The following is a 12,058-nucleotide window of genomic DNA, read 5'->3' as shown; positions in this document are numbered from 1 at the left end:
AGTCGATGTCCGGTTGTGGACAGGCTTGCACCGAACGTCTTGACGCATGTTGTCGCGCGCAACACGCTGGCTGTCGCCTCAGGAATTGAAACGTTTCATCCAGCGACGAAGGTGGAGACGACGTGCGGCGACGGTTGTTCCTGAAGACATCGGCGGTCGGGCTGTCGGCGACGGCGCTGCCGGTCGGGGTGGCACGGGCTTCGGGGGAACGGGCGAGCGGGTTGAGGGTCGAGCGCACGACCGTGGAGTACGCGGAGACGTTGCTGGGCACCGACGTCACGGCGCCGCGGCTGGGCTGGGTGCTCGCGGCGGGTGGCACGGGAGCCCGGCAGACGGCGTACCAGATCGAGGTCGGCACCGCGCCCGGACGGTCGGACATCTGGCGGTCCGGCCGGGTGAACAGCGATCGCACCAACGGAATCGCGTACGCCGGCCCGGCGTTGCGGCCGCGCACGCGTTACCACTGGCGGGTCCGGGTGTGGGACGGCTCGAACCGCGTCTCGGCGTGGAGCGCGAACCACTGGTGGGAGACCGCCCTGCTCGGCACGCCGTGGCAGGCGCGGTGGGTCGGCGCACCGGACACGACGATCGGCTTCGACGGCGCGTCGTGGATCTGGTCGGCCTCGACACCGCCGGAGAGCCGCTGGTTCCGCACCGCGCTCGACCTCCCGGCGGACGCGGTGCGCGCCCAGCTGGTCGCGACCGCGGACGACGATTTCACCTTGTACGTCAACGGTTCCGAGGCGCTGCACGTCCCCGAGCAGGTCGACGTGTGGAAGATCGGCCAACGCGCCGACGTCACGCGCCTGGTGAGCAAGCGGATCGTGCTGGCGGTGCGGGCGACGAACCGGTCTCCCGGACCGGCCGGGCTCCTGCTCAAGCTCGTCGTCGATCTTCCCGGCGGTCAGCGCCAACTCGTCACCGGGCCGGGCTGGAAGGTGTCCGAGACCGAGCAGCCGGGCTGGCAGACACCGGATTTCGACGACTCCGGATGGACAGCCGCGACCGTGCTCGACCCGTACGGGCAGGGACCGTGGGGTTCACAGGTCTCCGTCGGGGAGCAGCCGGCACCGTTGCTGCGCAAGGAGTTCAGGTTCACCAAGCCCGTCAGCCGCGCGCGGCTCTACGTGAGCGGACTGGCCTACCACGAGACCGAGATCAACGGCCGCCGCGTCGGTGACCGCGTCCTCGATCCCGGCTTCACCGACTACGACAACACCGTCCTGTACGCGACGCACGACGTCACGGCGCTGGTTCGCCCCGGCCGCAACGCGATCGGCGTGACGCTGGGCCGCGGTTTCTACGGCATGAAGACGCCGAACGTGTGGCACTGGGAGCGCCCGCCGTGGCACGACGAGCCGAAACTGCTGGCACAGCTGGAGATCGACCACCCCGACGGCACCCGCACGACCATCACCTCCGACGAGTCGTGGCGCCTGACCGACGGCCCCACGCTCTCGAACTCGCTCTACACCGGGGAGACCTACGACGCCCGGCTCGCCCCGCGCGACTGGACCAAGCCGGGTTTCGACGACTCGAAGTGGCGGACCGCACCCGTCAGGCCCGCGCCGAAGGGCACGCTGAAAGCCCAGGAGCACGAACCGATCCGCGTGGTCGAGTCGGTCACGCCGACCGTCACCTCGCCCAAACCCGGCGTGTTCGTGGCCGACATGGGCCGCACGATGGCGGGCTGGACGCAGCTGACGGTGAACGCGCCCGCCGGCACCGTGGTCCGGCTCAAGCACGGCGAGACGCTGAACTCCGACGGCACCGTGCACATGGACAACGGCCACGTCACCGGCAACCGCATCCAGCTCGACGAGTACGTCAGCGCCGGCCGTGAGGAGACGTGGGAACCGAAGTTCTCGTACAAGGGCTTCCGGTACGTGGAGGTCACCGGCCTGACCACGGCGCCGAAGCTGGTCGGCCGCGTGGTGCACTCGGACGTGCCGCAGGTGAGCACGTTCCGTTGCTCCGAGCCGTTGTTCGAGCAGTACGACACGGCGATGCGCCGAACCGTCCTGAACAACCTGCACGGCATCCCCACCGACACCCCGACGTACGAGAAGAACGGCTGGACGGGCGACGCGCAGGTCGGCGCGCCGTCGATGCTCGCCGAGTTCGGGATGGCGAAGTTCTTCACCAAGTGGCTCGGCGACCTGGCGGACAGCCAGGACCAGGCCGGCCAGCTGCCGGTGATCGTGCCCAGTGGTGGCTGGGGCTACCGCGAGCTCGCCCCGGCGCCGGAGTGGACGACCGTCTACCCGTTCGTGCTGCGCGAGATGTACCGGATCTACGGCGACGACCGCCTGCCCGCGCAACACTGGCCGGTGCTCACCCGGTACCTGGACTGGGAGATCGGACGGCTCAGCGACGGGCTGGCCGTCACCGCGCTCGGCGACTTCCTGGCACCGGGCACCGGCGGCCTGCCACCGGAGGACACCCGGCTCACCGCCACGGCGTACCTCTACCGCGCCCTCCTGCACACGGCCGAACTCGGTGACGCGATCGGCAAGCCGGTTCCGCGCTATCGCGAGGTCGCCGCAGGCTTGCTGGCAGCGTTCAACAAGGCGTTCCTCGATCCGAGCGGCTACTACCGCACAGCCAAGGACCCGGACTACCGGCAGACGTCCAACGCGATCCCGCTGGCGTTCGGCATGGTGCCCGCCGGTTCCGCCCAGGCCGTGGCGGACAGGCTGGCCGCGGAGGTGAAGGCGAACGGCAACCACGTGAACGTCGGCTGCCTCGGCGCCAGCGTGCTGCTGAAGGCGTTGAGCGACAACGGACACGCCGGCACCGCCCACGCGATGGCCACCGAGCGTTCGTATCCGAGCTGGGGACACTGGTTCGCGAACGGCGCGGACACGATGTGGGAGATGTGGGACACCGGCACCCGCTCGCGCAACCACTACTTCAAGGGCACGGTGGCGCAATGGCTGTACGAACATGTCGCGGGTCTGGTGCCGGGTGACGCGGGCTACCGGACGTTCACCGTGCGGCCCAACGCCACCACGGGACTGTCGTGGGCGCGGCTCGAGTTCGAGAGCGTGCGCGGCCGCATCGCCGTGGCGTGGGCCAAGGTCGACGGCCGGCTGCGGCTGACCGTCGACGTGCCGGTGGGATCCACCGCGCAGGTGCACGTGCCGCACTCCAGCGGGTTCTCGGTGGTGAACGTTCCGCACGGACGGTGGAAGTTCACCGGGGGAGGCAGCGCGTTGGCGGCTGCAACCGCCGAACCGGCTTCCTGAGACCGGGCAGCAGACCGTGGACGCCGCCACGGTCTGCTGCGGATCTGGTCAGTGGGCGACTAGTCCTTTGTGGACGGCGGCTCGTCGCGATCCCGGCACTCGGAACCGCTCAGGTGTTCGCCGTCGCCCACGTCCGCTGGTTCGGGTCACGAGGCGCTGGCAGGTCGTTCGTGGACTCGTCGGCCACGATCAGGTCGAAGCGTTCACAACGCAAGGCGTAACTCACGGGTGCTGACAGGGGTGCTCGCACACAGAATTCCTGGGTCTCGCCCGCGCGCAGCGGTTTCCGGAAACGCAGTCCGCATTCTCCTTTCAGCGCACCGCTCAACACTGTCACGTCGGTGGTGCAGGGAAGCCTGAACTCGTCCACGCCATCGCGCAGGGCCACGACCGTCCAGTGTTCGACGCGGGCCGGTGGCGACTCGTTCAGCAGGAGTTCGACGCGGATGCGGGCGATGTACCACTCTTCCCGTGGCCGCCGCCGTGGCCGGAGTGCTGCCTCGGCGAGGCGTTCGAATCCATCGTCGAGTCTGCGGCGGACGGTGCGTGCGTCCCTGTGCGAGCGGTCGGCGAGCCAGTCCAGCCGATGCGTGAGGAACAGGTGTTGCGCTTGCGGGTTCATGCCGAGCGCGGTGGTGACGATGAGTCGCAGGTCGTCCGGCAGCACGTGGACAAGGCCGTCGACCCACGTCCGCAGTTTTTCCCTGCTCGTTTCCGCGCCGTCGCGCTCGTCGGACGCAATTGCGGTGCGCAAGATCGGGCCGATGTGTTTCTCGAGACCAGGGGCCTGTACGCCACGACCGCGGCATAACGATTTCAGCTCGCACACGAGCTGGTGCGTCGATACGGTCATGCTTCCCTCCGGCCAGGTCGTCCTCAATAGACTCGGGTTTTCTGAGCGCTATGTCGACTGTGGCATCGGAGTTGTTACCGGGTTGCGCGAGAACGTTATTTTCCAGGTGGCCAAGAATGTCAACTTCCGGAAAAGTTGAAAGAAACATGACAAAATCAGGACTCGCGCTTCTTGTCGAGGTGCCGCCCGAGCCAGTCGAACGCGCGCACCGCGCTGCTCGGCAGGAAGCTCGCCAACACCCCGGCCGTGAGCGCCTGGCCGTAGAGGTCGTTGCGGTAACCGACCTTCTCCGCGATGTCGCGGCGCACCGCGTCGAACTCCCGCTTGGCGCCTGCGCGATCGCCCAGCAAGAGCCGTTGGACGGCGAGTTCGTACCGGGTTCTGAGCGTTTCCGGATGGCCGGGGCCGAGCACGCGCTCCTGACCCGCCAGTGCGTGACTGTAGTTGTCGAACGCCTTCTGGTTCTCGCCGTTCTGCGCACGGGCCTGGCCGAGGAGAAAGACCGCGCGCAGGTACAGCCGGTGATCTGTGCCGAGGTGGCCGGCGAGCTCGGAGGGAAGCGCCGAATACTCGTCGAGCACCCGGCGGGGAGCCCCTTGGCCGACCATCGCCCGCAGGTGAGCGACTGTTGCTATCAGCGTTCTCGGGTTGTCGAGGCCGAGGTCGCGCCGGAGGTCTGCGACCAGCTTGCGCATCTCGAGTTCGGCCTGCGTCCACACCTCCTCGCCAGGAAGCGCCTCGAGGATGAAGACCTCGAGCTGGGATTCGTGCAGGAGCATGACGGCCTCGATGGCGTTGACGTGTCCGGGAAGACCTCGTCGACGGTAGTGGTCGATGATCTCCTGCAGGGCTGCACGCGAGCCGATGCGGTCGTTGGTCGCGATCCCCACGGCGGCCAGTTCGATCCGGACGGGCACCACCTCTTCTGGAAACCGGTCGCCCATCTCGGCCAGCAGCGCATTGGCCCGATCCTTCGCCTCGGCGAAGTAGCCGCGCGCACGGCGGTTGCGCACGTGGCCGGTGCGGACCGCGATCTGCTCCTCTGGCGGCGCGCTCGCCAGTGCGGGACCCGAGACCAGCCGTTGCCAGATCGGTTCGGCATCGCGGTGCCTGGTCCTGGCGTCGAGCACGGAGGCCTGGACGTGCTCCGCCCGCATGGCCGTCAGATCGTCCGGAGCGAGTTCGGCGAGTTTGTCGGCGTGTGCCAGTGCTTTGTCGTGCTGTCCAGCGGCGAACCACGCCCTGGCCGCGGCGTACAGGTGGTCGAGCCGGTCGGGTTGCCAGCCGTACAGGTTCTCGTGGCACGGTGCGGAGAGGCCTGGCTCGCCGCGCTCGTCGTGATGGGCGGCCACCAGCTCGTTGAGCGATATCGACAGGTCGGGCGACGACGTGGTTCGGCAGAGCAACGCGCGTGCGTGCGGAGCCAGATCGGCCGTGCCCGTACTGGCCAGTGCGAGCAGCTGACGTGCCGCGACCACGGCGACCGCGCCCAGCTCGTCCTGGCCGGCGCTCTGCGACATCGCCTCGCGCACCAGTTGGTGCACCTGCCACGACGTGTCTTCCTGGGTGACTAGCCGGTCCTGGTCCAGCTTGGTCAGCACCGCGGCCGTGCGGGCGAGCGCCAACGGTTCCAGCGCCCCGACGACCTCCCTGATCAACGCCGCCGGTATTGGCTCAGCGGCACAGACCGCTGACAGGACGAGCACGGTGCGTTCGGGACCGTCCCGGTGTTCGACCACCTCACGGGTCATCGCCAGGGCGCGGTCGAGCACCCCGGCGTCGGAGGTCAGGTGGTCGATCCGGTCGCGCAGGTGCCAGAGCCCGTGCCGGCCCCGAGCCCCCGTCGCGGCGAACCGGATCGCGTACGGGTGTCCGCCGAGGCGTGCCACCACCGTCTTCACGGCGTCGACCTCGTCACCCACCGGAGGATGGTGCTGTTCGAAGAGCTCGCGGCCGTCCTCGGGGATGAGACCGCCGAGTCGCACGGGTGCGGCGATGCCGTGGGAGAGCTCCTGCTGCCCGATGAGCAACGTGTGCACGGCGTGGACGTCCGGGACCAGCTCAGCGATCACGTCGTCCGGTGTGCCCGGCGGTACCGCGTCCACCACCCACAGCTTGTGACCCGGCCGGTCCTGCAGGTACCGGCTCCACCAGCCGAGCAGCTGACGGCGGGTCAAGCCACCCGGTGGGCGGTCGACGTGCTCCGCGAGCTCGCGCAGGCGCGCCGTGTGCACCGCCCGCACCCGGTCGGCGTGACGGGTCGCGCCGGTGAGGTCGGTCCAGTAGATGCCACCGGGGTAAAGAAACCCGTAGTCGTGCACGTAGACCTTGGCGAGCGAGGTCTTGCCCATGCCGGTCATCCCGGTGAGCGAAGCCACCTGTGGTCCTGTCACGGGGTTCATCAGCGGGTGGTCGCCGCGGTGCAGGGCCGAGTGCAGCGCCCACCGATCGCGGTACCGGCCGACGAAGCTCACCGTCGGTTCGAACTTCCGGTGGTGCACCGGTGGCGGAGCGCCGAAGTCCATGCCGGGGAACGGGCCGTCCAGCGCCTGCGCCTTCTGCCGGACCAGCGCCACCAGGGCGGCGAGTTCGCGCTTCGACTGCCAGGTCCTCACATACCGGTTGGTGCTGAGCTCCAGCGGGAGCAGGTGGTCCGTGGCCGGATCCTCCGGGTTGACCACCAGGATCCGTTGCTCGACCTGACCCGCGCGCAACGCCGTGAGGTAGGCGTACCGCAGCTCGAACTGGCACGCCGACCGCTGCGGGAACGAAGCCGAGTAGTACACGAGCATCGTCTTCGAGCCGCGCAGCGCCGTCGTGATCTCCGCGGAGACGCCGTGGCCGTACCGGATGCCGCGTTCGTCGATGAACGCACGCAGTCCATCCACCTTCAGTGCCTCGTACAGCTCCATGACGCGCGGCCGATCGTCGCCGCTGAACGACAGGAACACGTCATAACGGGCTTCCACGCGAGAACGGTATCGGTCGCCCCGCGCACATGACCGGCGTTGTCGTGCTTCCACCGAGGAATTGTCACTTTTCTGTCCTGGATGAATCCGCTGGGTTGAGGGTTCAGCGCGCCGCAGAATGCGACAGGGAACTGTCCCGGTTCTGTCAACTACGGCCTGGGGGTGGACGCCTACGCTCGTCGTTCACGATTCACGGGAAAAGTGAGGTTTCGGCGCATGAGGCGACCTTTGGGGAGTCGGTACACGCTGGGCGAGCTCCTCGGTTCCGGCGCGATGGGCCAGGTGTACGAGGGTGTGGACGAGGGCGGCACGCCTTACGCGTTCAAACTGCTGCGTCCCGACCTGGTCGACGATCCGGATTTCATCGCCAAGTTCCACCAGGAGCGGGCGATCCTGACCAGCTTGCGGGGTCAGCACCTCGTCGCCGTTCACGATCTCGTGGTGGAGGGCAACACGGCCGCGATCGTGATGGACCTCGTGCGGGGCGGCAGCCTGCGCACGACCCTCAACGCCGCAGGGGGCACGCTGTTGCCGGCCGAGGTCGCCCGCATCGGCGCGGGCATCGCGGACGCCCTGCACAGCGTGCACCTGGCGGGGTTCGTGCACCGCGACGTCAAGCCGGAAAACGTCCTCATGGACTCCTCCACGCCCAGGCTCACCGACTTCGGCATCTCCAAGATGGCGAACGCGTCCAAGGTCGGTCGCAGCACGATGCTCGCGGGCACGCCGTACTACGTGGCGCCCGAGCTGGTCGACGGCAAGGACGTCACCCCGGCTGCCGATCTCTACTCGCTCGGGATCGTCCTGTACGAACTGTGCTGCGGTGTCACGCCGTTCGTGGGCGACTCGGTGTTCCAGGTGTTGCGCGACCATTGTGAGAAGGCCCCCGGGCGGCCGAACAGCGTTCCGGACGAGCTGTGGGACGTCATCGCGAACCTGCTGCACAAGAACCCCGCGATGCGGCCGCAGTCAGCGGAACTCGTCTCTGCGGTGCTGCTGAACCTCTCCTCGCGGTTGGTGAACGCGCCGGTCGGCACCCGTCTCGACCTGCCACCCGCGGCCATCCCGTTGAATCACGGCAACGACAACGAAACGGTGCTGCGCGTGCCGAACACCTCCAACTCCGCACCTGCCAAACGCAGAAGCCGAGTCCTCCCCGTTCTGGCCGCGATCGCCGTTCTGCTGGGCGGTGCGGGTGGTACCTACGCGTTGATGTCAGCAAAGGAGAACAGTTCCGGCAACGGCGCGGCTGCCGCGACTCCGACCGGTGGGAGCAGAACCACCACGACGACCACCGAGTTGACCACCACGACCTCCAGCGAGGTCAGGATCACCACGATGCCGGACCTGGTCGGCAAGAACGTCAGCGCGGCGAAGGACGCGTTGCCCAGGTCGATGAAGGTGGAGATCGTCGACCAGGTCGACGAGAAGGCGGCGCCGGACTCGGTGCTCAGCCAGGAACCTGCTGCCGGGCAACCAGTCGGGGACAGCGCGAAGCTGGTTGTGGCTCGCATCGGGGTGGTTGTCCACCTCGACTCGCAGCCGCTTTCATCCGGGAGCTGGAGTACGTCGGGAGATGCGTTCGTCGTTGGTATGGGGGGCAAGCAGTACGTGCATTCACTCGGTACGAGCTTTGGCTCCTACTACTGCGCGACGAGGACGTATGCCGCCGAGTACAACCTCTCAAAGGGCTACCGGAGGTTCGTCGCCTCCGCGGGCATCAGTGACAACTCGGAGAGCACCGCGTTGAAGGTCCAGCTCGAGGTGCTGGCCGACGGCAGACTGATCTCCAGCACATCGGTCGGATTCGGCTCGACCGTTCCACTTGATCTCGATCTCACCGGCGTTCTCCGGCTCAAGTTCCAGTACCAGGTGACGAGCGGTGACAAGACGTGCGGGGCGAGCACGTTCGCCCTCGGAGAGGCGAAGTTGCTGGGCCTGGCCAGGGAGATTCCCACCTCCGGGCTGCCCGCGGCCTCGACGGTGTCGACGACCACGACGACGTCCCGGTGACAGCCGAGTTGGAGGTGTCGTCGGGCGGCCGGTCGTGGACGTTCCCGCCGGGAGTGAAGGTGCTCGTGGGGCGCGGTGCGGCGAGCGACGTGGTGGTCGACGACCCGGCGGTGTCGCGCAACCACCTGCGGGTCGAGTACGACAACGGATGGGTGCTGCGTGACCACGGCAGCTCCGGCGGTACCTGGGTGGATGGGCGCCAGGTGCATGAGCAGCGCATCGACGGCGAGCTCGTGGTGCGGCTGGCGGACGCGGTGGTGGTGGTGTTCCGCTGCGGTACCGCCGGACCGCCCAGCGGCGTGATCAGCATCGGCCGGGCGGCCGGCAACGACCTGGTGCTCGCTGACCCGATGGTGTCACGGCGGCACGCGACCGCGCGGTACAGCGGCGACGGCTGGCGGTTGTCCGATCTGGGCAGCGCGAATCCGGTACTGCACAACGGCGAACCCCTCGCGGCCGACGCCGTGGTGTCCTGTGGCGACGTGCTCACCTTCGGTTCCACGGACGTTCTGGTCACACCGGTCGGGCTCACGCCGTTGCCGGAAGCGAAGCAACACCTGGTTGTGGACGACGTCGGGTTCACCTTGCCCAGCGGCAAGCCGTTGCTCTCCGGAGTGTCGCTGGACGTTCGGCCAGGTGAACTCGTCGCGGTGGTGGGTCCGTCCGGCGCGGGCAAGTCGACGTTGCTGAAGGTGCTGACCGGTACGCTCGTGCCCACGCACGGTCACGTCAGGTACGACGGGCTCGACGTGCACGAGCACCCGGCAGTCCGTGAACGGATCGGCGTCGTACCGCAGAAGGACGTGATGCACGTCCGGCTCAGTGCACGTCGCGTACTCGCTTACGCCGCGAAGCTCAGGTTGCCCGCCGACACCACGCGGCGTGAACGCGACGACGTAGTTGCCGCAGCGCTGGAGCAGGTGGATCTCACCTCGCAAGCGCGGACCACGGTGCGTCGGCTCTCTGGAGGACAGCAGAAACGCGTGTCGATCGCGATGGAACTGTTGACATCGCCACCGTTGTTGTTGCTCGACGAACCGACCTCTGGTCTGGATCCATGGCTGGACAAGCAGATCATGATCTCCTTGCGCGCTGTCGCGGACGCGGGACGGTCAGTCGTGGTCGTGACCCACAACCCCGACAACCTCGCTCAATGCGACCGGATCCTGGTGCTGGCGCCTGGCGGCGTACCGTTCTTCCTGGGTGCTCCCGACGATCTTCGCATCCGGTTCGGAGCGGCCAGTTGGGCCGACATCTTCGAAGCTGCCGCGGGCCGGCCGGCACCCATCAGGGCCGGCGCTCCCCAACGGCGGACAGCCACAAGCGGACCACCGGCCGCCACCACCCCGAGAACGGTGTGGCGCCAGCTTTCGACGCTGGTGTCTCGGCACACAAGGCTCATCCTGGCCGATCCCGGCTACGCGGCGTTTCTCCTGCTCATCCCGTTGTTGCTCGCCGGTCTCGCAATGGCCGTGCCGGGCGAGGCAGGACTGGGACCACCGGGAGCGGCCGATCCCACCGAACCGACGCAGATGCTCGTGCTGCTGTTCGTCGGCGCGGCTTTCACCGGCGGCGCTTGCGGCGCAAGGGAGATCGTCGCGGAGCGGGCGATCTTCCTGCGCGAACGTGCGGCCGGATTGCGGCCGCCCGCGTACGGGCTGAGCAAGCTGCTGGTGTTCGGCTTCATCGTTGCCGTGCAGGCGGTTCTGCTGGTGGTCGGCACGCTGGCGGTGAAACCGGGGCCGGCGGACGCCGTCCTGCTCGGTCACCAGACGGTCGAACTGATCGTGGCGGTTTGGCTCACCGCCTTCGCGTCCTGCGCGCTGTCACTGGTCGTGTCGGCATGGGTGAAGTCCTCCGAGCAGGTCATGCCGTTGCTGGTCGTGCTGGTCATGGCGCAATTGGTGTTGTGCGGGGGGATGATCCCGGTGACCGATCGGCCGGTGCTGGAGCAACTGTCCTGGCTGGCGCCTGCGCGATGGGGGTACGCCGCCGGGGCATCCACTGTGGACGTTCGTTCGCGCGTGCCCGGAGTGCCGGCGGAGCCGTTGTGGCTCCACGAGCCGCAGTGGTGGTTGCTCTCCACAAGTGTCCTGCTCGTGATGGCGATTCCGCTCGCCGTTTTGCTCGTGCGCCGAGTGGGCCGGCTCCGGCCTGAGTGACCCTCTTTCGGTTGAAGTGATTCCGCAGGACAGATTTGAAGTGGGATCGCGGACGTTACTTTCGGGGCAGTGCCAGTAGGGTGGTCCTGGGTGAATCTGGCGTGCAAAAACAAATGATTTGTGTGGCACCTTGACGTTTGCGCAGGGCGGAATCGCTTCCGTGATCGCGAAAGTGAAGAGCGCACGAAGAATTCATGTTCATGACCTTAGGTGAGCGGCTGCGTGCATACCGTTTCGCCTTTAGGGTCGTTACTGGCAGTTCGTCGACACGGTGCTGTTGTTCCAGTTCCTGGGAAATGGATCCAGGCGTCGCGGACGCACCCTGAAACTCACTTGTTCGCTTGGTCGCCACCCTACGTGCGCCGTGCTGTTGTTTGGAAAAGGTCGATCGACCCTGGTTCGCCACGCAGGGTGGGCTCGGTGCGCTGGTCGCGGTGGTCAGCCAAGCCACGAGAAGGACGAGGTCGCCACGGGACAGGTATGACGGTCCTGGCGAGCCGAGAGCCTCCGACCTGCCAGATCCGTGTCCTGCACGAGTGAGTCGCGCTCGTCCTGGGCTCGGCGTCGAGGTGCCGAGGCCGACCCGCATCTCTTGCCGCGGGGAGCATCCGAGAGTCTGTTCAGCGTCTGTTTCCAGGGTTTCCCGCTGATCCTGGTCACGGGAAACCACTTCTTTCCGGTCTGCCGACGAGCGAAGCTTCTGGTGTCAGCAAAAGCTGATGAAGAAGAGGAACAAGAGCGGTCAGTGGGTGCAGGTGGAGGTGTGAGATGAACATTTTCATGTCGGTCTCCGCGTTGTGCAGAACTGTTGTG

5 protein-coding genes and 2 pseudogenes are annotated in these 12,058 nt (G+C 67.5%); 5 read left to right on the top strand and 2 right to left on the bottom strand.

Annotated features, from left to right (window positions below; all coding sequences use genetic code 11):
* Positions 1–122: 122 nt before the first annotated feature.
* A complete protein-coding gene (locus AOM45_RS04300) occupies positions 123–3,248 on the top strand; it encodes a family 78 glycoside hydrolase catalytic domain (protein WP_051784524.1) in 3,126 nt (1,041 codons plus the stop codon).
* A gap of 109 nt (positions 3,249–3,357) precedes the next feature.
* On the opposite strand, the gene AOM45_RS04295 is transcribed toward AOM45_RS04300, so the two are convergent.
* Together AOM45_RS04295 and AOM45_RS04290 are read right to left on the bottom strand one after the other, a co-directional pair.
* Positions 3,358–4,101, bottom strand: coding sequence for a hypothetical protein (locus AOM45_RS04295; RefSeq protein ID WP_156094294.1), 744 nt, complete (start codon positions 4,099–4,101; stop codon positions 3,358–3,360).
* Positions 4,102–4,256: 155 nt separating this feature from the next.
* Positions 4,257–7,070 carry a tetratricopeptide repeat protein gene (locus AOM45_RS04290; protein WP_156094293.1) on the bottom strand — a complete coding sequence of 938 codons (2,814 nt, stop codon included), beginning with the start codon at positions 7,068–7,070 and terminating at the stop codon, positions 4,257–4,259.
* A gap of 216 nt (positions 7,071–7,286) precedes the next feature.
* Here AOM45_RS04290 and AOM45_RS04285 point away from each other — a divergent pair, with 216 nt between their 5' ends.
* The 4 genes and pseudogenes from AOM45_RS04285 (at position 7,287) to AOM45_RS53995 (ending at position 11,245) form a co-directional block, all read left to right on the top strand.
* Entirely contained in the window at positions 7,287–9,083 is a 1,797-nt protein-coding gene (locus AOM45_RS04285) for a protein kinase domain-containing protein (RefSeq protein WP_081902643.1), read from the top strand.
* Positions 9,080–9,586 (top strand): annotated as a pseudogene (locus AOM45_RS54005) (FHA domain-containing protein); the annotation flags it as partial. The gene AOM45_RS04285 and the pseudogene AOM45_RS54005, both read left to right, overlap by 4 nt.
* A gap of 114 nt (positions 9,587–9,700) precedes the next feature.
* Positions 9,701–10,210, top strand: a pseudogene (locus tag AOM45_RS54000) (ATP-binding cassette domain-containing protein); the annotation flags it as partial.
* Positions 10,202–11,245: an ABC transporter permease gene (locus AOM45_RS53995; protein ID WP_428829545.1), complete on the top strand. Its 1,044-nt coding sequence runs from the start codon at positions 10,202–10,204 to the stop codon at positions 11,243–11,245. The pseudogene AOM45_RS54000 and the gene AOM45_RS53995, both read left to right, overlap by 9 nt.
* Positions 11,246–12,058 lie beyond the last annotated feature (813 nt).

This window comes from Lentzea aerocolonigenes (genome assembly GCF_000974445.1).
Taxonomy (GTDB): Bacteria; Actinomycetota; Actinomycetes; order Mycobacteriales; family Pseudonocardiaceae; genus Lentzea; species Lentzea aerocolonigenes.
This window is presented reverse-complemented; position numbering and strand designations above follow the sequence as displayed.

Bases quoted from the DNA above. Each gene is read 5' to 3' on its own strand.
- AOM45_RS04295 (WP_156094294.1), bottom strand. From the start codon at position 4,101: ATGACCGTATCGACGCACCAGCTCGTGTGCGAGCTGAAATCGTTATGC.
- AOM45_RS04285 (WP_081902643.1), top strand. From the start codon at position 7,287: ATGAGGCGACCTTTGGGGAGTCGGTACACGCTGGGCGAGCTCCTCGGT.